Here is a 21,859-nt window from a genome sequence, read left to right as displayed (position 1 = left end):
CACAAAGTGGAGGATATCAAAAAAGTCACAAGGACATTTACCCCCTGAGCAATTAATAAGAAGTCATCGAATTAAAAGATTCAGTCGTTACATTACGCACTATGAAACTTAAAATAGAAGAAGTTGCATAAATAGAGATGAGAAATAGGGTAGATACCTCACAGGCTCCCGATATCAAATAGTCAGAGCCGCTCAAATAAGAACTAAACTACTGCGGCTCTGATTCCATTATTCTGAGGGGTTTTCAGGCCAATGAATATCTGGTACTAAATTAACATCAACGCGGTTCAGTAATACCCGATATTTTTTCAAAGCGGCTAACAGCGATTTTTCCTCATCACTCGCCATCCCCAAATCTACCGCATCTTGTAACGGGGCTATCTGTTTACCTACCGTGAGCATAAGTTGCTGTTTCTTATGTTCTGCTTGTTGCTGCTGTTCCTGCCTAAGTTGTACCTTACCACTTTCTGATATTATCCATTTTTCACCATCATATTTATGATAAACGGACGGAGCACGTTCAATGAGTACTGGATAACCCTCTTTACTACTGACAATTGATAAACCGCGCGATTGCCCGGCGAGTAATTCATTGTGTTTTTCTGCTGTTATTTCAACGCATTCTTTATAAGCTTCATTATAAAAAGCGCCTTCTTTTCTGGAGAAATAAACCATTTATACCCCCCAAAATAATATATGTACAACTCTGTCTGGATTCTCATTATTGTTAGGAGTGCCAGCTTGATACTCAAATGTCGATAGTGTTGCATTACGTACTAATGTGTGACCCGTTGATGTATTGATACTCGACATACTGGCAATATAGCCAAAAAACTTATTTTTAAAAGAAATTGGATAATTGACTTTTACCCATGATTGTTGACTGGATGTAACTTTAACCCATTGAATAATTATCCCCGTATCCCCACATTGCCACCAACCATTTTCAGATTTTATCGCTGCATTTTGTAGCGCAAGAGTACCACTTCGCTCAGGTATTAGTATATTGTAACGCCGCCGATTGCTCGGATCGTTAGAATAGATATGCAACAATTTTCCTTCTGAGCCGTTAATTCCTACCACATACCCATCTTTCGATTTGAAACGCAATTCAGGAAAGGGCGTTTTGCTATCAATCAGTAAACTACCAACGGTGGCGCTTTTATCGCTAGAAATACGCAAGAAAGTATTATCATTCTCTGCTCGCGTATATGCTCCCACATCTCCAGCACTCAAACTTAGATCCCCTGTCAACGCCTTACCGTTGATTTTCCGGTTGCTCGGTACTGCTCCTTTAGCCAACACTACCGTTTCCAACAAATTGAGATTTTTCACAAAAACATTTTTGTCAGGAATGTCAGCGCCATTCTCTTTCCTGGACAATCGACTATTTGCATTATCATTAGCATCGGTCGCATTCTGGTTTACCGTGTTTGCCAGTATGCTGATTTCATTCACACGAGAATCAATTTCCCCTTTGGTATACGCCCCAATATCCCCCGCATTCAGTGAAATATCAGAGGAAAGCGCCTTCCCGTTCACCTTACGACTAGCAGGCACACGGCCATTAGCGTTATTGTCCGCGACATTTGCCAAGTCATACGCCGCCTTAACCGCCTTCGGGGTTGCCGCGTGGATTTCGCTACTACTGTCTACCGCACTACTCAAAACAACGACACCTTTATCTTTTAGCGTAGCGTCAGGGTGGTTAGGGTTCTTCACATGAGTTTGAATCGACTCGTCCACATATTCCCGCGTTGCCAGCACCACGGAGGGATCAACTTTCAATGTTACTGTGTCAGTGCTGCTGACAATCAAGACCATACGAATAGTCTGTGTACGCCCAGCGCCTTCCTGTAACTGCGGTTTGTAAGTCTCCGCGCAGTTTCCGACGGCAATCAAAATGCCGTCTTTATCAAACAAGCCAATTTCCCGTATCCACCAACCGCCCTCGTTTTCGGGGATTACCTGCTCGGCAATAATCTGGTTAGTATTCTTGGGATCAACATTTAACTCATTAATCGCCGCACGACGGCGTTCGTTAACCAGTTTAGTCTGTGCAGTATCTGGTGTCGGCAAGCTTCCGCCACCATCACCAACAGCCATATGGGTGATTTCAATCTTGGTACCCAACGCGGCGGCATTTGCCAGCTTATCCGCGCCCAATTGAGTTAACAGGGCAAAATATTTGGTCCTCATGATTCAATCCTCACATCATCAATAATATGCACTCCAACCCCTACTACATCAGAGCCAATGGCGGTAATTAATTCCGAGATATAGGGGTAAACGGTTAATACATCACCGCTGTAACTGGCGACAGCGCAATAATTTTCGCCACTGGTCTCCAACTGAATAGACATACCGACCAAATGCCGTGAAGCGGGTTTGGCATCAAAAATCAACCGTTCTAGTTCTTGATAGGTGGTCTCGGTGATACCGGTTTCCATGACGCCAATATCCAACCGGAAAGTGCCGGGGGCATCATTTGTTTGCCACCATTCGATAACACGGATGAGATAACCGAATGGTTCCACTATTCGCCGGATTGCGCCAATGGTTCCCTTATGTTTATGAACAAACATCGACGCCTTAATTGACTCGCGTTTAGTATTCTCCGGCCAGTCCATGTCCCAGCGGTCAACCGACCACGCCCACGCCAGATAGGGTAAAAACTGCACTGGACACCGCTCAGGACTCCACAAGTCACGCAGGGGAACCGGCACATTTGACAGACTGGCGAGGGCTTCAGCGGCGGCCACTTCCAGCAGTGATGATCCAACAGGTAACAAACGGTTATTCATCCGCTCCCCCAATCACTACCTGCACACGTGTGCAAAAACTCGCTTGAGTTTTATCCAGAATCACATCCTGAGCCGGAGCTTTCAGGTGAACACGCTGAACACCGGGCATATGCAAGACAGCAAAAATGGCACTGCGCACGATATCGCGGCCAATCCGGTGTTGCTCGGCAGTGTAACGCGCCAGCCGTTCACGCACAGCCTGCAATATCGGCTCATATTCCGGGGTTGGGTACAGGTACAGCACGGCATCAATTTGATAATCGACAATCTCCGCAGACCGAACAGTCAGGCGATCCGCCACGGGGCGAACATCCTCATCATTCAAGGCAGTATTCACGACCGCAATCAATTCATCACTGGCCGCGCCGTTCCCCTCACGTGACAAAATACTGACTGTGACACAGGCAGGCGCTGGGCTTATCACCGATGCATCGGCAACCCGTCCGTCAGCACTGCACGCATGGTATTCATAGGATGCCACAGGGCCGGCGACGCTTAACCCCTCGAACGCTTGAGGAATGCGTACCCGAAAATCAGCGTCAGATTCCAGCACCGCAGAGATCGGCGGTATGGCGAGATTGTCAGCGGGCTGTAATACCAAACGCTGTACATTGTTATTCGCCCCCAGTTGGTCTAAGTCGCTGCCTGTGGCATACACTACCATCGCCGCCCGCGCTGCCTCATTAACGCGCTGACGCAAGAGCAATTCCCGATAGGCGTTTTCCTGCAACAGTTTGGTGATGGGTTCGGATTCCAGCGCCAACGTGCGGGTGATAGCACCGCGATGCTCTGGCGGATACAGTGAAATCAGTTTTTCTTTTCGCTCGGCCAGCAGGGTTTCGAAATCCAGCAGTTCGACAACCTCCGGCGTCGGTAACTGGCTAAGGTCGATGGTCGGCATGGTCACCCCACAGGCACAGAAAAAGCAACCGGGGCATTGGATAGCTGATACTGGCCGCTGATATCAACAGTCATGTGTCCGGCTTCACCTTGATTGATAGTGATAGCGGCCAGGGTAATGCGGGGTTCCCATCGCTGGATGGCGGTATAGCACGCAGCCATAATTTGCAGACGTAAAGCAGGATTTTGGGGCGCATCAATCAATTCAGATAACAACGAACCATATTGGCGGCGAGTAATACGGCTACCCATCGGCGTTAGCAAGATATCGCTGACTGACTGGCGAACATGGGCGATATCGCTGATAGCCTCACCCGTCTGTCGATGCATACCAAGGTACATCATGATATGGGAACTCCCGATGTACTGTCACCGGAGCGCACACCGTGGTGTCGGTGCGAATCCACCACAACCCCGTTAGAACTGAATTCACCCCCTACATGAACGATATTGCCACGCATAGTGCCGCCTTTTTGCACTTCCAGACTGCCCGTAGTCAGATGGTGGGTGCAAATGACGGTGGGTGTATCCAATGTGATCTGATTGTCGGCCATACAAGTGATTTCTGGTGCAATAACATGCACGGAAGCCGACGCGGTAATCGTGGCGGTCTTAATACCTGTGACAGTTAACGCGCTGATCTGTGGTTCGTATTCCATCACGGCACCATCAGGAAAAGCGATACACACCGCTTCTGGTGATGCCGAAGGGGCTGGAAACTCATCAGAAAAGATCGCAGGCAGTATAAAGGCCGTGGTCAAGTCACCACCAAGGGATAACAATAAAACCTGCTCATCAACACTGGGCGCCCACCATGTTCGGGAACTTCCCGCTCTGGATGTCAACCAATGCAACCAGTCAGTTTCAAGATTGCCTGTCATAACCCGGCACATTCCCCGTGTAGTATCTACCTGGGTAATAACACCGATTCGGATCAGGTTGCGCAATCGGCGCAACAATTCAGTTAATTGTGTGTTCATGCAGACAACAATGTCACCCCAAACCCTCACCTGCACGTCATGAGGTTTGTGTACTGACTGGCACACATCCGTGGATGAGATGGGAAAATATCTGGTCTTCGATATGTTGAATATCGCTCTGTGTCAGTCCCAAAAGTCGCCGCGATGGATATTTGGCTTCAATGTTTTTCCCTCTCATACGTTCCTTTAATCCGAACTGATGCACACGAGCAACCGCAGTGACTTTCGATGCGAAAAAGATAATGGCTTCCCGCTCACTGGCGGACAGACGTAAGTAACGCGCAGTAGCCAGTTTCTTAAACATGCGGGACTTTTTATTGGATTTTCGGGTACTTATCCGGTCGGTTTTGACGTCCAGAAAACGTTGGATATCGCGTTTGTAAAAAGTACGCTGCCCTTTACGCTCAGCATCATAACCGGTAATCGTTTCACCCTTCTTGCCCTTGCGGATTTGCCAATTTTTCAAGGTGCGAGGTTCACCGCGCCAGATAAATTTTATACCATGCTGTACAGTGCGGGTTTGTGCCTTGCGTTGGGTAAAACGGCTGCCGTCAGGGTTACGCTGGGATCGGATACGTTGCATTTGGCTCTGTCGTAAGTCCCGTGCGATATCACGGGCTAGCTGCTTTCGACTGGCGGGAGAAAGTTGATTCAACAGGGCGGTTAGTGCGGTATCCAAAGGCTGCAATGCGTCACCGTTCATCTCACCACCTGTCAAACGGGTTTTCAGGCTCAGGAACGGCGCACACCGTGCTAACCTGCCCTTGCTGGGTGACCAGTACACGCTCGGTCAGTTTCAGATCGATACTGATATCAGCGGTGTCATCATTGAGAATATTCACGTCAAAAGTAAAGCCGCTGCGGCGATTGTCAGGATGAGCGAAAATATCTGGCTGGTGCTCGCGTATCCAGTGCACGATAACCACCATGAGCACATCCTGATCATCGGGATAGGCTTCAATAATCAGGTTTAGCGTGTATTCATATTCGTAAGACAAGGAGAGTGCCATTGTCGCCAAAACGACGCCATCTTCAACAAACAAATGCAGGTATTCAGGGTTGTCGCGCAAGTAGGGGATCTTTTCTGTCAGGACTTTCCGCAAAGCGTTAGGCTTATTCATGTGTCACCTATCTAATCTGTTCTATTTGTCGAATGGCCTGTTTATCCAGATTGCACTGTTCAATAACCGCCAGTAACTGTGCATTCAGCAACAAGCTATCACCCCATGTCATTGTGTCGGATATGACCGGGGGCAGACAGTCAGCGAGCAGATGCATCGGAATCGGCATCAACGGTACCTGAACGTATTCGGTTCGCGTGCTGCTGCAACCGGACAACAGCCCTATCAGGAGCAGCACGACGGGCGCAATCATTACCGACAACAACAGTGTTGATAGCCGCCTGAATTTGTGCAGCATCCACGGCTGATCGCTTCCGATTTTCGTTATTAACCCGTGAGATATCATTGATTATCCTGATGGTCTGGAATGCGTTATCGGTAATGGTTTGCTGTTGCTCATACCGCTGGTTCAGCGTTTGGTATTCATCGCTTTTTTGCTGATACTCACCGTAATAGAACCAGAGCAGGCCAGACACTGCCACCAGCGTACTCAAGGTGAATATAGATTAAACCTCATAACAGCGCAAACGCCCGTTTAATGATCATATCGGCATATGGTTGCTGTCCGTTCTCCATTTGAATGATGGCGCAAACCAATCGGGTCATGATCACCGGATTATCAACATCAATCACCGCATTACAGGGAATACCAACCGCCCGGCTCATATATGCAATGTAATTTTCGGTATCATTTTCATTCGGGGGTGCCCAACGAGAAATTATCTGCCGGATACTGTTCAATCCGTATTTTCGTTCATAATTGCGGATAATCTTGATAATGGCCCGTATGCCATATTCTGGTGATACAAATTGACAAAATGACGGGTCTGTTTGTGTGTCGTGTAATCCCAGCCATTTATCACCGTGGCGGATATTGCCCGGATTATGGTTGCGAACACCTCTAGTCATGTGATTTGTCTCCTAAACGTTTATTGATTGCGCGAAGGGCAAATTCACGCAGTTTTTCAACACCAATAAAACCAATGGCGCCCCCCAAAGCCGGTGAAACACTGCCGGGAATGCCAAACAGTTCCAGCCCGCTGGAAACACCCCACGACAACCCGCCACATAGCAACGGTTCAACCCAGCATTTTTTTCGCTCTACACCGTCATAAATCAGGCGACCATAACAGATCAGTACAGCCAGTAAGGAGCCGGATATCTGCGGCCATGAATTTTTCAGGCCATTCAATAAATCGGCCCATAAATCCGGTTGCTTGCTCATTTTCTAATCCCATAATTGAATGATGGGCGTTACAGCAGCAGGCGTGATTTCAGGCAGTTCAATCTCGGTACCCTGCGGCAAGATGGCCCCAATATCAGCCAAACCGGGATTGGCTGCTAATACCCGTTCGGTGACTCCCTGTGTTCGTCCATAGTGGCGCCAGCATAAGGAATCCACGGTGTCATACTGTTGTGCCCTTACCCGCATTAGATCAACGCCACAATGACATGATCCCGCCCCTGTATCCGGCGCATCGCCCATTGCGCATCCCGCCACAGGTCGTCAATGGTGATTTCCATTGCCTCAGCCTTTTTACTGCCGGTCTGAGTCGTGTCGATATCGCGGTAACGCTCGATCAGATTCGCCTTAGTCAGGCAAAACACCGCTCGACGATAGAGATAAACCAACTCACTCTCGCCATTGAGAGTGCCGGCGGGAATATCGGCCAGTGATGAGTATCCCTCATCAATATGGCTCAGCCGCCAATGGTTCAGCTCGCGATTAACCTCAACAATGGCGTTGGAAATTGCTTGATGTAATCTCGGCGCGGTGACCGTACCATCTGTGCGCATCTCGTCACGGTAACGACTGATCTCAATAGCAGGAAAAAACGGGGCACTGGTCATGGTGGCCTGTTTATCCGTTGCGGGTGCGGTTGAAATAAAATCCATATTGCCCCCTGAATAGGTGGGCGGTGAACAGGGCGTTGAGACTTCGCCACCCCGTGCCGCCCCGGCGCGTTGGCACGTTCGGTTATGTGTTGTCGTGTTTCTGACTGCGGAGCGCTCTGGCAAGTTGCTCTAAGTCTTTTTTCACGCCAACATGATTGTTCAGTTCTAAAGCCCTGCTCAGCGAACAATAGGCAGGCTGCGGCTGATTGTTATCCCGCTGGCTGTAACCGAGCCATTTATATAACTCCGCCCTCACCTTATCGGGCATATCCTGATCGTGGGTGAGATTGGCCGCCCGTTCCAGCGTGGCAAGAGGCACCGGAGATTTAGCGGTATAGCAACGCTGGGCTGCTTCGGCGATCTCTTCTGTAACGGCACAGCCCGTTGTCCGCTCATGATTTTCAGGCATAGCAAGTCGGTGCTGTAACGCATACTCGGCGATATCCAGCGCACCATCATAATCACCGGCATCAATGCGCCACAGCAGGACATACATCAGCACATCATCTTGATGACCTATGCCCCCCTGTAATACCCCAGTAATCCACGGCGCATATTTAGGCAAGATCTGCCTTTTGTGCTGCGCTTTGCGCTCCATAGACTGGATTTTTTTAAGATGACGGCGGTCTTGCTCCAGCATCAGCAGCATCTGGTTATAACCGCCGTGATTTTGCAGCGCGGGGCGACTCAGTTGAGCAGCCTCGGTCGCCTGTAATCGCATTCGGTGACGCTGCCACAGGCTAGCCATTATGGTTCCTCAGTGTCGGCATTGTGCTCAGGTACGGCATTATCTGGCTGCAACGACGCTGCTTTTTTGCTGGCTGCCAACATCTCGATATTTTCAATCAGGGCCACACCGCGATAGTCTTCAACGACATACGCCTCATTGACTGATTCGTAGTTTTCAATGCGATCACGTTTGGGGTTATCCAGCACAGAACGTCGGCGGGTGCCTTCCTGATAATAGATAGACAGATTATCCAGACGGCTAATTAGCAAGGCTTTGGGCGGGAAATACGGTACACGCACTGCGGGCAAATTACCGATACGTTTCTGGCTGATAATCACATCGGCCGCCATTTTTTCGGTGTTGGGCTGCGACTGATTGACCAACGGGAAATATTTGTCAGCCAGCAGTTCACGGCCACAGATGACCACCAGTTCCGTATCATCCTGATATTCTGGGTCGATAGCATTGTTGACGGTATCTATCACCAATGCGTCAAGATTATTGAAATCGCCGCCTTCTCCTACACGGATGGTTTCAGATATAACCTTACCGGCTTCGTCAGTGATATTGCTCATGACATGATCCGGTGCACCCTGTCGGATTTTTTCCAACCAGCCGATATTTACATCCTGCAATAGTGGATATTGAACGCGGTTTGAAGTTTTGGCGCGTTTAACCCCATTCCAGCCGATCATAATGCGGTCCAATGCCTGACGACGGATAATGGCGTTACGGATACGTAACTGGAAATCTTGAAATTTCGCCCACAAGTCAAGTTTTTTGTAAGGAATGCTAGTGTCAAAGTTGGTTTGTTCGCATTTATACTCAATAGCGTTGAGTCGGGTCGGATCGGAAGTTTCTCGCTCCTTACTGTCGGTGTCTGTCGTCCCTGCAATAGTCGAACCGGCACCTAGCCCAATCGCTTCGCCCGACTGCTCGCTGACGGGAACCATGTTAATTTTTTGCAGAAAATCGGCACTTTGCTGGATTTCCTCTTCCAACGTCTGGGCAACTGATGGATTGACTTCTACCTTGCCTGTAAATGCCGTGGCGTCCACACCGTAAATTTCACCCAGACGCATCAGAAAGGCGTTAAATTTAAATCGAGTTTCGTTCTTCATGGGGTTGTTCCATTAACAGTTGGTCAGATGTTTACTGACTGGAGTGTCGGCGTTCGGCGATCCCAGCGAAACAGGTCGGTGTGTTTTCTGGCTGTCTTGCTGACTCAACTGAGTTTTTAAGTCACTAAGCTGGGTTTCAAGTTCGGTTTGCTTCTGTTTGATAGCAGTTATTTTGCCTATTTGTTGAGAAAGTGTGTTTACGATTTCCACCGTGGCCTGCTGCTCTTGGGCACACAGTTCGACGGCCCGATGGATATCGGTAAAACGAGTATCATCACTCTGCTGCTTTTTCTGGAAGAACGTCTGTACACAGGAAAAGAGAGAGATTTTTTCGGTTTCCTCTAACAAATCAATAAATTCGAGCAAAGTTTCTTCCGTGGCAGTAAAAACATTGTTCGGATGCTGCTTGCGCGAATTCAGCGGATTATTGGTCGCATTAGCGCTAAACTGCAACATTTCAGTGCCAAGGCTCGCCGGACTGTCAGTAACGGCCAATCCCACCAGATACGCCCCGCCGAAGTCAGCAAAATCCAGGTTGATTTCGGCGGAGGTGTAAACCTTTTGACGCTTACGGTTCATTTCCACCAGATCATCGGTGGGTAAAAGTATCCCATACAGCCCCAGCTTGCCCGCCAGCGCACCGTCCTTGATTTCTTCGGTAAAAACCGATTCCACATCGCCAAAGCGCGGACTCCACGAAAAATTGTAATGTTCCATGTTGATACGTGCACCGTAGGTCTGCGGGTCATAGTTGGCGGCAATCTGTGTCAGCCATTCACGCTGAACCTTGCGCCCGTCTGTGGTTGCACCTTCCACACAGATTCGAAAAGGTTTGGATTTCTTCGGCATTGCAAGCCCCGATTATCAATGAATCAGTCATGGCCTACTAGTTTGTATCGTCATGTCGAGGAAACAATAAAATGCGGTTGTGTCTGGGCTGGCACACAGGGCAGACACAGAGAAATGACGGACGGGTCTGTAGTCTGGCAGCATGAAAACAACGCCCGATTTTGATCCCCGTAAGCACGCAATGCACCTGTATTTTAACGGGTACCGGATCGCACGGATTGCGGAAATGCTCAACGAGAAAGCATCAACTATCCATAGCTGGAAACGTCGCGACAAATGGGATGAGGTGACCTCGTTTGAACGAGTCGAGTTATCTCTTGAAGCACGGTTATGTCAGCTTATCGCCAAGGAGCAAAAAGAAGGCAAGGACTTTAAGGAAATTGACCTGCTGCACCGTCAGTTAGAACGACAAGCGCGGATCAGGAAATACAGCCGCGGCGGTAATGAAGCCGATCTGAACCCCAAAATTGCTAACCGCAACAAAGGTGAGCGCCGGCCACCGGAAAAGAACGTGTTCAGTGAAGAACAAGTCAAAAAGCTGGAAGACATTTTCCGCTCGACCCTGTTCGATTATCAACATGATTGGTATCACGCCGGATTAGCGCATCGTATCCGCAATATCCTGAAATCCCGTCAAATTGGTGCGACATTCTTTTTTGCCCGTGAAGCCCTGATCGATGCGTTGACTACCGGACGCAATCAGATATTTCTCTCTGCCAGTAAAGCGCAGGCCCACGTATTCAAGCAGTACATCCTGGAAATGGCGCGGGAAGTGGACGCCGAACTAAAAGGCGACCCGATCACCCTGAATAATGGCGCCACCCTGTATTTTCTCGGCACCAATGCCCGCACCGCGCAAAGCTATCACGGCAATCTCTATCTGGATGAATATTTCTGGATTCCGAAATTTCAGGAACTGCGTAAAGTAGCATCCGGTATGGCGATGCACAAAAAATGGCGCCAGACTTACTTTTCTACACCGTCCAGCTTAACCCACGGCGCGTACCCGTATTGGTCAGGCAAACTGTTTAACCGTGGCCGCGCCAAGGCCAATCGCATTGACATTGATATTAGCCATCAAGCATTAGCCAGCGGCCTACGATGTGCCGATGGTCAGTGGCGGCAGATTGTCACGGTTGAAGATGCAGTCAGAGGCGGCTGTAACCTGTTTGATATTGACCAGTTACGGCTGGAATATAGCCCGGACGAGTACCAGAACCTGCTGATGTGTGAGTTTATGGACGATATCGAATCCATTTTCTCACTGCAACTGATGCAGGGTTGCATGGTCGATAGCTGGGAAATCTGGGACGATGTGCAACCCCTGATGCTACGCCCCTATGGTTATCACCCTGTCTGGATCGGTTATGATCCCGCCAAAGGTGGCGAGAATGGCGACAGTGCCGGTTGTGTCGTAGTCGCTCCACCGCGGGTACCGGGTGGCAAATTCCGCATCCTTGAACGTCATCAGTGGCGTGGCATGAACTTTCGCGCTCAATCTGACGCCATCAAACGACTGACGGAACAGTACAACGTCGAATATATCGGCATTGACTCGACCGGCGTCGGGCATGGGGTTTACCAAAACGTCAAAGAATTTTTCCCGTCCGTGCGGGAATTTGTCTATAACCCCGCCGTTAAAAACGCGCTGGTACTTAAGGCATGGGACATTATCAACCATCGTCGGCTGGAGTTTGACGCCGGCCAGACCGACATTGCACAAAGTTTTATGGCGATCCGCCGTTCTACCACCGCCAGCGGCAACCGCCCGACCTATCAAGCCAGCCGCAGCGAGGAAGCCAGTCACGCAGATCTGGCATGGGCCACCATGCACGCCCTGTTTAATGAACCGATTACCGGTGACACTCCCCACCATAGAAATATTGTTGAGGTTTACTGATGAGCCGTAAAAACAGAAAACGCAGCCCGGCGGTGAAAACCACGGCCAGCCCATCAATTGAAGCATTCACCTTTGGCGATCCAATCCCCGTCCTTGACCGGCGCGAGGTGTTTGATTATTTGGAATGTGTGCTAGTCGATAATTGGTATGAACCCCCAATCAGTTTTAACGGGCTGGCGCTGTCGTTTCGCTCGGCACCGCACCACAGCAGCGCGGTTTATGTCAAACGCAACATCCTGACCAGTACCTTTATCCCACATCGGCTACTTAGCCGACAGGCATTCGATTCATGGGCGCTGGACTTTATGCTATTTGGCAATGCTTATCTTGAACAACGCAATAATCGCCTCGGCCAGCCTTTGAAGCTGCATCATTGCCCAGCCAAGTTCACCCGACGCGGTGAAGACCTGGAAACCTACTGGTTTGTGAAATATGGCTACAACAGCCAGCCATACCCGTTCCCGACTGGGCAAGTATTTCATCTGATTGAACCCGATATTAATCAGGAACTGTACGGATTGCCGGAGTATTTAGCTGCTTTGCCGTCGGCATTGCTAAATGAATCGGCTACGCTTTTTCGCCGCAAGTATTACCTGAACGGCAGCCACGCAGGTTATATCCTGTATATCAGCGATGCCTCACAAAACCTATCCGACATCGACAATATCCGCGATGCGCTGAAAAATTCCAAGGGGCCAGGTAATTTCCGCAATCTATTTTTATATGCGCCGGGCGGTAAAAAAGACGGTATCCAGACTATTCCACTGTCTGAAGCCGCAGCTAAAGACGAATTTTTAAATATCAAGAATGCCAGCCGTGACGACATATTGGCCGCACATCGCGTACCACCGCAGATGATGGGGATTATTCCACAGAATACAGGCGGTTTTGGTGATGTGGAGAAGGCGGCTAAGGTGTTTGTACGTAATGAGCTAATGCCATTGCAAAGCAAAATGAAACAGTTAAATGACTGGATTGGTGAGGAGGTAATTCGGTTTGAACGGTATTCGTTGGATATGGACGAGGACGAATAGCCCGCATTATTGATCGAGAGGCCGCCTACTGAGTGGCCTTTTTTTGTCTGGAAGAAATATAGTTTCAATACAGAATGATTACATCCTGAAATTTGAGACCAACAAAGCTACCAGACGCTACCACGCGCAGTCGTGACCCCGCCGCGCCTGCTCACTAAATACAGTGCTTTTTATGCACCAGCAAGAGATCATCTCAAAGGCACCAGTATTGGCGCTTTGTGGGGCATGAGATCCTTTTTTGATCTTGCGGATTGGTGCGGGGAATGGGGGGTTATGCCCCCTTATGCGCACCCGCAACAAAAGAATAAAAAACGATCACTTTATTAATGATAAGGATATTTTGATATCGTTAACACCACAGGCACGCGCATAGCGACTGAGTGTATCAATGGATGCCTTAACGATATTTCTTTCTATTTTTGATACAGTCGGTGGTTTGATACCCATTTTTTCAGCAACCTGAGCGCTGGTCAGCCCAGCATGTTTCCGCCATTCAGTCAGCATATTCTGCATCTCAATCGCGAACTCAAGCTCTTTCTCCTCTTCCGCTAACGTGGCTTTAAATCGGGGGTTTTCTTTGGTTCTTTCCTCAATGTAGAGGTCTAAGTCATCACGCATCATATTTCCTCTTAATCTCTTGATGGTTCTGTCAGTTCATTTTTTCGCGCAATCGCTATCCTGAGTTCATTCAGGGGAGTGGCATTAGTTTTTTTCACAAAGCATCTTAACAGATAGATTTTCTTCCCTGCGGCATAACAAAAAAAACTTCTGGCTATTCCGTCTTTGGCTTTTGCTCTCAGCTCAAACAGCCCTTTATATCCCTCTATCGGTTTTGAATGCGGCTCTCTCAGGCTGGTTGGGTTTTCCCTCAAACGCTTAATTAACGCGACCATGCGCAATTCCAGCGAATCAGGCAGTGATTTTAATTCTTCCTTAAAAGCATCATGAAACTTAATTTCAAACATTCGACAATCCCCTATTGATACCTAAATAATAGCCCCTGAGCTAAATTAGCGCAAGAGCTAAGTTAGCCCTTGCACTAATAATATCTAGCATCGACACATAGCAATAACCCGCTTTGAAAGCGGGTTTAGTGATAATCGCGTGACATGTCACACAATCACAACTGCAATTTTAGTTCATGCCAGCCCGACGTATTCCAACAGGCAGCCTCGCCAAAGAAGCAGCATTCCGTCACCGGATGCGGATCAGCAACGCCAGATATTCAACCACCTCATAGGGATCGTGCCCTGGTCGTTTCAGTGAACAATTTCGATTTAACGAGGTAATTCATCATTTCCTAGAGTGATACTCCGTTGTAACGCATCATTATTTATTCCTTGCTTGCATTAAAATTCGTTTCCCAATCCATGCCATTACAGGCACAGCCATTGAATTTCCGATTGCCCGGTAACGGTGACCATCAGGACAATCAGCCGAAGCCTTGCCATTCCACGGAATTTGGGTGTGATTATCGGGAAAACCCTGCAACCGCTCGCACTCAACAGGCGTCAAACGGCGCACGACACCCCGCATTGCGATCAGGTCAGTGGCACTTTTATCGTCTCTGGCTCTCAGGGTTGAGGAAATATCATCCGTTCGGTACTCACCAAACGAAAGCAACCGATACGTAGATACCAATCCACTGCCTCTCTGAGAAAATATCTCCTGATTGCTCATGCCAATACCGCCTGAGTTTAATGTCGGATGCGGGTTTAACCCTGAATCCCAGTGACTACCGATAACAACACGGCTTCCAGCATTTTTGGTAATTGCTTTCCCCTCCGTTCCGCGCGATTCAAAATGCCGACGCACGCTGCTTGGCTCAAAAAGTATTTTTGCGGGACAGATGTCTGTTCTAGCACTTGCGACAACAAACACACGGCGACGTCGTTGGGCCACTCCGAAATATTGAGCGTCCAGCACCCGCCACGCAACAGCTCTTTGTGGTCCAGACACATAACCTGAGTTCGTCCATTTCTTCCTTGACAGCTGCAATGGTTCATCTTCTCCGGTAAGTCCCGCAAGAAAACAACCAAAGGCATTATCCTTACTGGATAGAACTCCGGGGACATTTTCCCAAACGATAATTGAAGGCTGTTCTCCGTTTGCTGCTCTGACTGAATCAATGACATTTGCCAACTCCACGAATGATAATGTTAGTTTTCCCCGCTCATCGTCCAACCCATTACGCCGACCTGCAATGCTGAACGCCTGACAGGGTGTACCACCAACCAAAATATCCGGCGCATCGGCCTGATTTTCGGTAATCATGGCGGGGATTTCAGTCATATCCCCCAGATTTCGGACATCAGGCCAGTGATATTGCAGTACCGCGCTGGGGAATTTCTCAATTTCACTGAACCATGCCGGAGACATACCCAGCGGTTCCCATGCCACACTGGCTGCTTCAATACCGGAACAAACCGAACCGAAACGCATATTCACGATAGGTTTTTCCTCATTTCACCAATATTCTTAATCCGCTGCCACAACAAATCGCGACGTGCTTCTTTCTGACATTCCGTCTCTATCGGAATAAAACTGCCATCCGTCCATAACTTGAACGACTGTTCACCTATGTTGATTTTTCCTCCGATGATTAATGACTTCGCCATAGCCCGGCTAAAATCCATGCCGATTGAATCCGCATAATCGATAACTTTTTCCACTAACAGATCACCGCCTCTGGCCGCACTGTTACACCCCGTACAGTTATTGACAGAACTCCAAGAGGCGGCAGAGCCGCCAGAAAACCCCAAACCCACGCCTTTAACATCAGCGTTAAATTTAGGAACAATGTTCCATTTAACAGTACGGGTAATAAAAGAAGAGGAATCGCCCAAACGGGGCGAGTAGACACCGGAAATACGCAACACATTTTCGCCGTAAGCATTGCCCTGTTCGGTGATTTCATAGGACAACCGCACGGTTAAATCTTTCCGTGCAACCAGAGGCCCACCCTGGAACTCGGTATAGGCGAACCAGTCCCCCACATCCGCAGCAAATCGAACATTATCCATATCTACATCAGACAAGATTTGCTCATCACCACTCAAACGACGCAATTCGCGCCAGACGGAAACGGGCGCACCACCGATCTGCTGAAACTGCCGGATACGCCAACGACTGGCCCAAGCAGAGACAGATCGTGACATATCCTTAAGAAGTTGGCCTGTTTCCCCATCCTTTTCGCCATCCAGCGCGTAACCGTCAATATTCTTGGAAATGTACTTAGCGATATAGCCCGTAGCCGAACCTTTCGCCTTATCGATGGGCTTCACATGGAATCGTGCTTTTAGTGCTTTCTGCCCCTGTAATTCTTCTGAATCTTCCAACCGGGCGTAATAACACATAATGTCACGCATTTCATCGACATGTTCAGGACGCATAAACAGCAACATATGCCAATGCGGCGTACCATCATGGTGAGGTTCAACTACACGAAAACCGAAGGCGCTGATCCCCGCACGGGAATAAGCCGCCCTGATTTTCGCCCAGACGTTGCACAGATATTTTTGTGTATCACGGGGACTAGCTCCATTCCAATTTGAAACAAAGCCACCGACACTGTGGACAGCGTGATACTTTGATGGCGCGGTGATGGTATAAAACTCACCAACATAGCCGAGTTCGTCAGCCAGATTTTCAAAACCGCGCATTCTCACCATCAATTCACTACGGCGGACGGCGGGATTAGCCACACTACCGAGTACCATATCTTCCAGCGGTACCCTGTCGCCCTGTTCATTCTCAACATCAAACTGTTTGATAAAATCCCAATTACGGCGCTTCTGCTCTAACCATTCACGCAGCGTACTACGGGAAACATAGGGAGAGGCTGATTTCTGCACTTGACCTACCGCAATAGCCATATGCTCAGCGCGAATATCACGCATTCTTTTCAAGCGGGCATACCACCATTTATCCGACATCATGCGCAGGAGGCCGGCACACAATTGATCGACTGTGGCACCTTCCCTGCCTTTGGTGAACTGCTGCCAGTAAGGAGCTGTTGTGCCAGCTTGTTGAGTCAGTTTTGCCAGTAACTCATAGATACGGATCAAACGTTCTCTGGCGTCTTGTTCGCTCACAGGTTGTTGATTGACATACTGAGCCGATGTATTTTCGTAGTTCTCGGCCATAAAATGGGAAATTCCCCAGGCAAGCTGTTTGATATCCTTACGCTCCAACGTAACCAATCGCTCTAACTGCTCAATAAAGGGGAACGGGGTAACGCCGGATACCTGATGCTTGAATTGATAGCGTTCAGTGACTTTATTCAGCCGTGGTAATACGTTCTCGCCAAACTGACGCAAAAACGTATTAGCACGACGGCGATCACCCCCCGATTGGGTAAATATTTTTTTGTACCGGGTAGCAAAATAGAGCGCCAAAAAATCGGGCATATCACCGATAATTTTATGACGCCAGTCATAATCATCAGGGTTTGCCTGCCACATGATCTGTTCAGCTAACGTTGACTCGCCGGGCAAACCGGGCTTGAACATCTCATATTGCAGGCGTTTTGACTGCTGGTAATCGCTGTTGTGCTCCTGCAACAAGTCGATTAACTCACTCATGCACCCGCCTCTAGCGTCGCGATAATTTCTATTACTGGCTGACGATTGCCATTGGCGGCAATGGTGCGTGGTGCTTCGATTTCATGGATAGTGAACCCCAGATCGGCATAAAGTTCTTTGGCTTCAATGGAGTTGGACACTGTGACAGGAACGCCCAATAACTCATTAAGCTGTTTCAGAGAAGTCGCCAGCTCCTGATGGTCATTATGAAGAAAGCCAGTTTTGCAATACTGCGTGAAATTAACACCGTTGGTGAAATAAGGCGGATCGCAATAAACCACATCCCCAAAATCAACCATTTTCAGTATTTCGCGCCAATCGGCACAATGAATAGAGGCAATCTTAGATTTCGCAGCAAACGCCAATATTTCTACTTCGGGAAAGTAAGGTTTTTTACCGTTCCCAAAAGGCACATTGAATTCACCTTTTGAGTTATAACGACACAGGCCATTAAAGCAATGCCGGTTTAGAAATAAAAATACCGATGCGTGCCATATCTGTGATTTATATTTTTTATCATCAGAATTAAATAAAGCTCTCAGACAATAAAACCCATGCTCGCTATTAAAATACGAAAACCAGTCTTGCGCAGCATTTATAAACCCATCACAATTCACTTTGATGCACTGATACATATCAATTAAATCGCTGTTAGCACCTGCAATTAAATACGCATCATATTGCGTATTCATCATTACAGAACATGAACCTGCGAACGGTTCAACCAACCGTTGACCTGCTGGCAGATGGGGCAGCAATTTATCCATAATGCGAATTTTAGAACCTGCCCATTTCAAGATAGTTTTATTCACCAATTCATATACTCCGATAATGCTTCTGTTTCAGTTCAAAAACTGCCTGACATGCGACGCAGCGGATGACTCCGGCCATACTCATCCGGCGTTCCACGGGGATAGGTTGGTCGCACTCTTCACATTCAAACGCAGAGACACCGACGGAGCGGTTTACATGCTCTGATATTCTGCGCTCTAGCGTTTTCTCAGCATGTTGGCAAGCATGGTCGATTTCCCTAGACACTCTCCAGCTCCCGAGCTTCGAGTTCTATTTTCTCGGCTTCACTGTTCAACAATGCAGATGACGCGGCGTAATCCAATTTCTTTGCCACAATATGCGCCGCGATTTTTAACAGACGTGAAGAAGAACGTTCGGCTAATATCTTGCGTTCGTCTTCTCTATTTCTTTTAATTAATTGCTCTATATTCATTTTTTATTTCCTATTTTTAGGCAATAAAAACCCCTGCGAATTTACGCATTAATTTCTTAGATTATGCTTTAAATTAATATTGGGTTGATTTTGGCAATGCCAATTTATCTGGCAATATAGATGCCACAGCCCGAAGTTGATTAATTGCCAATATTAATGAGCGCCGCTCCTCTATTGTTAATTCCTTAAACTTGACGTGATAACGCTCTTTATCAAAACCTGCCAAGTGAAAAATCAAATGCAAAACCCGTTCATTATTTCTAACGCGATTATTTGTGCGATCGCGCATAGTTTCAATGAAATCGTCCAATTTGTTATTATTTTCTTTATCATCGAAAAAATACCGATTACGCGCCTCAGAGGCTTTATTGAGACCATCAATTTTTTCATCCAGTGTTAAGACAACAGCACGGCACGGCTCTGTATTTGCCATTTTGTCACCTGTAAATAAAAACTAATAACGGGGTTAATATCACAGTTGCCAAACCAATTACCGAAACTACAAAATATCTGTAATGATCCATCTTTTTGAAATCATCACCCGTTAATTTATATTTATGCGGAATTTTCGTTAACTCGTTCATTTATTTTTCTCCCGTAAAGCTGCCTTGCAAAACTGATAGCCTGCTTTTTTGAATCGAATCGGCCATAAGAATATTCACCATCACTGACCTGATATTGAGTAATCTGAACTATGGCGTTCTTGCGTAAAGGTCGAATAAGTAATTTTCCAAATTTTACCCGTCCCTTTCTATATTCCTCTAGTGCCGGTATTTGAGTCATTGCACTCACCTTACAATCCAACCCACAATAACCACGCATCACGTAATTCTTTAGGACGGTTCAAATATGCGTCACGCATTCCTCTATTAAACTCAGGTAAATAAACCCAGTTTTCTCCACGAGTTTTTACTCCCTCTGGCGCCTCTGGTATCTGCCACGGAATAATTGGTAATTTACTCTTGTCAATCATTCCCTTAACAGCACTCGGAGTTTTTCCTATCAGTTCAGCAAACTTCTGATAGGGCACTGCATCAACTGGATAATAAACCTGCATGTACCCATCTGAATTTTTTTCCATCACTCATCAATTTCCTTTCTATAACACTCAGTAGTGGTCAATTAAGAACCTCGTAATTTCCCAACTCGTTTGCTAATCTGGCTAGACCAAACGCCTATAGTTGCTTCTAAGGGCATCTTTAGGGGTTTTTGCGCCTTAAAAGGTCTTAAATATGGTACCTTTTGAGGGAGTTTAGTCTTAGAAATGGAACCTGTCAACTATGGACATGTCACAAAAAATTCGGGCTATACGTAAAGCCGAAGGACTTACACAGATGAAGTTTAGTGAATTAACAGGCATTGCCTTAAGCACTCTCAAAAACTACGAAGGTGAACACACCGCACCTGGATTAAGCACCGTCCTACAAATTACCAATCACCCCAAATTTGAAAAATACACACTCTGGCTAATGACGGGAAAGATTGCCCCAGAATCTGGGCAAATTAGCCCAACTCTCTCCCCTGATGGTGTAGACATCAAAACGTCACACCACTCAGACCGGAAAACTGGCTAACACTACATGAGGAATTAATCGACTGGATCGACAGTCAATCAATTTGTTGCATCGGAGGGCTTCACTATGCCAATTAAGAAGCTCGATGATGGTCGTTATATGGTGGACATTAGACCTCTTGGGCGACAAGGAAATCGCATCAGGAGAACATTCAACAAGAAGACAGAAGCTATTGCTTTCGAACGTCATTCAATGGCAAATGCTCAAAAACTCAGTGCAAGGACTAGTAGACGAGACCTTAGCGATTTACTGAACTTATGGTGGCTATATCACGGACAAACCGCAGAGAACGGCACTATAGAAAAACGACAACTGATGAAGACAATCAGGCAGTTAAATGATCCATCGATAAACCGTCTTAACAAACATGTTTTACTGGAACACCGCAGTAATCGCCTAGCTGATGGGATCAAAGCGTCAACGATAAATCGGGATATGTATCGTCTATCAGGAATGATAACGACATTGCAAAAACTTGAAGTTTTTAGCGGTAGCAACCCACTGAATGGATTACCCCCGTTAAAGGAAAAACAGCCAGAAATGACCTTTTTAACAAAAGAAGAGGTCAAAACTCTGTTATCAGTACTATCAGGGGATGAAAGAAAAATTGCGCTGCTATGTCTCAGCACAGGTGCTAGATGGGGAGAAGCATCAACCTTAAAAAGCGCCCAAGTAAAGAGTTGCCGAGTGACATTTTTAAAAACCAAAAATGGCAAGCAAAGAACTATTCCGATATCAAAAGAGTTAGAAAAGGAAATCAAACAGAAGTCAGGGGAATTATTTGACGTTGATTACGAAAGCTTTCGTACAAAGTTAAAATCAATAAAACCTGATTTACCAGAAGGACAAGCAACACACGTTCTACGCCACACATTCGCGAGTCATTTTGTGATGAAAGGTGGAAACATTGTTGCACTGCAACAAATACTCGGTCATGCCAATATACAACAAACTATGGCGTATGCTCATCTGGCACCCGACTATTTGCAATTTGCAATCACGTTAAACCCACTGAATGGCGGCATGGAAATTTAGCAATCCTAAGCAACCGTAGCACTCAAAAGTGTCCACACTAGTGTCCACACTTGAAAATTTCCACGCTACTTACAGTTGCTTGTAAAACTTTTATCTGGTTGATTTTA

At 47.3% G+C, this 21,859-nt stretch carries 30 protein-coding genes and 1 pseudogene; 4 read left to right on the top strand and 27 right to left on the bottom strand.

Annotated elements, in window-relative coordinates:
* Positions 1-228 precede the first annotated feature (228 nt).
* From ACGF49_RS13530 to ACGF49_RS13450, 17 genes are read right to left on the bottom strand one after another with little or no spacing between them, the layout of a single operon-like run.
* Positions 229-675: a tail fiber assembly protein gene (locus tag ACGF49_RS13530; RefSeq protein ID WP_262977880.1), complete on the bottom strand. Its 447-nt coding sequence runs from the start codon at positions 673-675 to the stop codon at positions 229-231.
* Entirely contained in the window at positions 676-2,199 is a 1,524-nt protein-coding gene (locus ACGF49_RS13525) for a phage tail protein (protein WP_262977881.1), read from the bottom strand.
* Positions 2,196-2,804 carry a phage tail protein I gene (locus ACGF49_RS13520; protein ID WP_262977882.1) on the bottom strand — a complete coding sequence of 203 codons (609 nt, stop codon included), beginning with the start codon at positions 2,802-2,804 and terminating at the stop codon, positions 2,196-2,198. The genes ACGF49_RS13525 and ACGF49_RS13520 overlap by 4 nt, the downstream gene beginning before the upstream one ends.
* The gene (locus tag ACGF49_RS13515) at positions 2,797-3,705 is read right to left on the bottom strand and encodes a baseplate assembly protein (protein ID WP_262977883.1); all 909 of its coding nucleotides are present in this window, start codon (positions 3,703-3,705) and stop codon (positions 2,797-2,799) included. The genes ACGF49_RS13520 and ACGF49_RS13515 overlap by 8 nt, the downstream gene beginning before the upstream one ends.
* Before the next feature lie 2 nt (positions 3,706-3,707).
* On the bottom strand, positions 3,708-4,049 hold the full coding sequence (locus ACGF49_RS13510) for a GPW/gp25 family protein (RefSeq protein WP_214089435.1): 342 nt from the start codon (positions 4,047-4,049) through the stop codon (positions 3,708-3,710).
* Positions 4,046-4,684, bottom strand: coding sequence for a phage baseplate assembly protein V (locus tag ACGF49_RS13505; RefSeq protein ID WP_262977884.1), 639 nt, complete (start codon positions 4,682-4,684; stop codon positions 4,046-4,048). The genes ACGF49_RS13510 and ACGF49_RS13505 overlap by 4 nt, the downstream gene beginning before the upstream one ends.
* A gap of 37 nt (positions 4,685-4,721) precedes the next feature.
* A complete protein-coding gene (locus ACGF49_RS13500) occupies positions 4,722-5,387 on the bottom strand; it encodes a phage virion morphogenesis protein (RefSeq protein ID WP_046974474.1) in 666 nt (221 codons plus the stop codon).
* Between the two features lies 1 nt (position 5,388).
* Entirely contained in the window at positions 5,389-5,805 is a 417-nt protein-coding gene (locus ACGF49_RS13495) for a phage tail protein (protein ID WP_046974475.1), read from the bottom strand.
* A 7-nt stretch (positions 5,806-5,812) separates the two neighbouring features.
* Positions 5,813-5,974, bottom strand: coding sequence for a hypothetical protein (locus ACGF49_RS13490; RefSeq protein WP_228939934.1), 162 nt, complete (start codon positions 5,972-5,974; stop codon positions 5,813-5,815).
* Positions 5,946-6,287 carry a hypothetical protein gene (locus ACGF49_RS13485; protein WP_262977885.1) on the bottom strand — a complete coding sequence of 114 codons (342 nt, stop codon included), beginning with the start codon at positions 6,285-6,287 and terminating at the stop codon, positions 5,946-5,948. The genes ACGF49_RS13490 and ACGF49_RS13485 overlap by 29 nt, the downstream gene beginning before the upstream one ends.
* 31 nt (positions 6,288-6,318) lie before the next feature.
* Entirely contained in the window at positions 6,319-6,714 is a 396-nt protein-coding gene (locus tag ACGF49_RS13480; RefSeq protein WP_262977886.1) for a structural protein, read from the bottom strand.
* Entirely contained in the window at positions 6,707-7,030 is a 324-nt protein-coding gene (locus ACGF49_RS13475) for a phage holin, lambda family (protein ID WP_262977887.1), read from the bottom strand. Before ACGF49_RS13475 ends, ACGF49_RS13480 begins: the two co-directional genes overlap by 8 nt.
* Positions 7,031-7,033: 3 nt before the next feature.
* On the bottom strand, positions 7,034-7,237 hold the full coding sequence (locus ACGF49_RS13470) for a tail protein X (RefSeq protein WP_262977888.1): 204 nt from the start codon (positions 7,235-7,237) through the stop codon (positions 7,034-7,036).
* Positions 7,237-7,824 carry a head completion/stabilization protein gene (locus ACGF49_RS13465; protein WP_262977889.1) on the bottom strand — a complete coding sequence of 196 codons (588 nt, stop codon included), beginning with the start codon at positions 7,822-7,824 and terminating at the stop codon, positions 7,237-7,239. Before ACGF49_RS13465 ends, ACGF49_RS13470 begins: the two co-directional genes overlap by 1 nt.
* Entirely contained in the window at positions 7,784-8,449 is a 666-nt protein-coding gene (gene gpM / locus ACGF49_RS13460) for a phage terminase small subunit (RefSeq protein WP_262977890.1), read from the bottom strand. Before gpM ends, ACGF49_RS13465 begins: the two co-directional genes overlap by 41 nt.
* A complete protein-coding gene (locus tag ACGF49_RS13455; protein WP_262977891.1) occupies positions 8,449-9,552 on the bottom strand; it encodes a phage major capsid protein, P2 family in 1,104 nt (367 codons plus the stop codon). Before ACGF49_RS13455 ends, gpM begins: the two co-directional genes overlap by 1 nt.
* A 12-nt stretch (positions 9,553-9,564) precedes the next feature.
* Entirely contained in the window at positions 9,565-10,401 is an 837-nt protein-coding gene (locus ACGF49_RS13450; protein WP_262977892.1) for a GPO family capsid scaffolding protein, read from the bottom strand.
* Positions 10,402-10,543: 142 nt separating this feature from the next.
* Here ACGF49_RS13450 and ACGF49_RS13445 point away from each other — a divergent pair, with 142 nt between their 5' ends.
* Together ACGF49_RS13445 and ACGF49_RS13440 are read left to right on the top strand one after the other, a co-directional pair.
* Positions 10,544-12,301 (top strand): terminase ATPase subunit family protein, encoded by a 1,758-nt coding sequence (locus ACGF49_RS13445; protein WP_262977893.1) that lies wholly within the window; start codon positions 10,544-10,546, stop codon positions 12,299-12,301.
* Positions 12,301-13,335 carry a phage portal protein gene (locus ACGF49_RS13440; protein WP_262977894.1) on the top strand — a complete coding sequence of 345 codons (1,035 nt, stop codon included), beginning with the start codon at positions 12,301-12,303 and terminating at the stop codon, positions 13,333-13,335. Before ACGF49_RS13445 ends, ACGF49_RS13440 begins: the two co-directional genes overlap by 1 nt.
* Before the next feature lie 315 nt (positions 13,336-13,650).
* On the opposite strand, the gene ACGF49_RS13435 is transcribed toward ACGF49_RS13440, so the two are convergent.
* The 10 genes and pseudogenes from ACGF49_RS13435 to ACGF49_RS13390 all read right to left on the bottom strand — a co-directional run bounded on the left by ACGF49_RS13435 (position 13,651) and on the right by ACGF49_RS13390 (position 20,227).
* Entirely contained in the window at positions 13,651-13,956 is a 306-nt protein-coding gene (locus ACGF49_RS13435; RefSeq protein ID WP_051691050.1) for a helix-turn-helix domain-containing protein, read from the bottom strand.
* Positions 13,957-13,964: 8 nt separating this feature from the next.
* Positions 13,965-14,300 (bottom strand): type II toxin-antitoxin system RelE/ParE family toxin, encoded by a 336-nt coding sequence (locus ACGF49_RS13430; protein ID WP_036773962.1) that lies wholly within the window; start codon positions 14,298-14,300, stop codon positions 13,965-13,967.
* A gap of 388 nt (positions 14,301-14,688) precedes the next feature.
* Positions 14,689-15,786 (bottom strand): annotated as a pseudogene (locus ACGF49_RS13425) (DNA cytosine methyltransferase); the annotation flags it as partial.
* On the bottom strand, positions 15,780-17,918 hold the full coding sequence (locus tag ACGF49_RS13420) for a replication endonuclease (protein ID WP_387491402.1): 2,139 nt from the start codon (positions 17,916-17,918) through the stop codon (positions 15,780-15,782). The gene ACGF49_RS13420 and the pseudogene ACGF49_RS13425, both read right to left, overlap by 7 nt.
* The gene (locus ACGF49_RS13415; RefSeq protein ID WP_315901987.1) at positions 17,915-18,730 is read right to left on the bottom strand and encodes a Dam family site-specific DNA-(adenine-N6)-methyltransferase; all 816 of its coding nucleotides are present in this window, start codon (positions 18,728-18,730) and stop codon (positions 17,915-17,917) included. Before ACGF49_RS13415 ends, ACGF49_RS13420 begins: the two co-directional genes overlap by 4 nt.
* Before the next feature lie 4 nt (positions 18,731-18,734).
* Positions 18,735-18,956, bottom strand: coding sequence for a TraR/DksA C4-type zinc finger protein (locus ACGF49_RS13410; protein WP_262977896.1), 222 nt, complete (start codon positions 18,954-18,956; stop codon positions 18,735-18,737).
* Positions 18,949-19,143, bottom strand: coding sequence for a DUF2732 family protein (locus tag ACGF49_RS13405; RefSeq protein WP_036773977.1), 195 nt, complete (start codon positions 19,141-19,143; stop codon positions 18,949-18,951). The genes ACGF49_RS13410 and ACGF49_RS13405 overlap by 8 nt, the downstream gene beginning before the upstream one ends.
* 73 nt (positions 19,144-19,216) lie before the next feature.
* Entirely contained in the window at positions 19,217-19,576 is a 360-nt protein-coding gene (locus ACGF49_RS13400) for a DUF5347 family protein (RefSeq protein WP_149616323.1), read from the bottom strand.
* Between the two features lie 122 nt (positions 19,577-19,698).
* Positions 19,699-19,926, bottom strand: a complete 228-nt coding sequence (locus ACGF49_RS13395) for a hypothetical protein (protein WP_036811332.1) — start codon at positions 19,924-19,926, stop codon at positions 19,699-19,701.
* A gap of 10 nt (positions 19,927-19,936) precedes the next feature.
* Positions 19,937-20,227 (bottom strand): Cox family DNA-binding protein, encoded by a 291-nt coding sequence (locus tag ACGF49_RS13390; protein WP_036811329.1) that lies wholly within the window; start codon positions 20,225-20,227, stop codon positions 19,937-19,939.
* 196 nt (positions 20,228-20,423) lie between these two features.
* Here ACGF49_RS13390 and ACGF49_RS13385 point away from each other — a divergent pair, with 196 nt between their 5' ends.
* Positions 20,424-20,717 (top strand): helix-turn-helix domain-containing protein, encoded by a 294-nt coding sequence (locus ACGF49_RS13385; RefSeq protein WP_036773984.1) that lies wholly within the window; start codon positions 20,424-20,426, stop codon positions 20,715-20,717.
* 66 nt (positions 20,718-20,783) lie between these two features.
* Positions 20,784-21,752 (top strand): tyrosine-type recombinase/integrase, encoded by a 969-nt coding sequence (locus tag ACGF49_RS13380; protein WP_262977897.1) that lies wholly within the window; start codon positions 20,784-20,786, stop codon positions 21,750-21,752.
* Positions 21,753-21,859: the final 107 nt, after the last annotated feature.

This window comes from Photorhabdus sp. RM96S (genome assembly GCF_042879335.1).
Lineage (GTDB): Bacteria > Pseudomonadota > Gammaproteobacteria > Enterobacterales > Enterobacteriaceae > Photorhabdus > Photorhabdus kayaii.
Note: the sequence above shows the minus strand (reverse complement) of the source record. Positions and strands in the feature narration are given on the sequence as shown.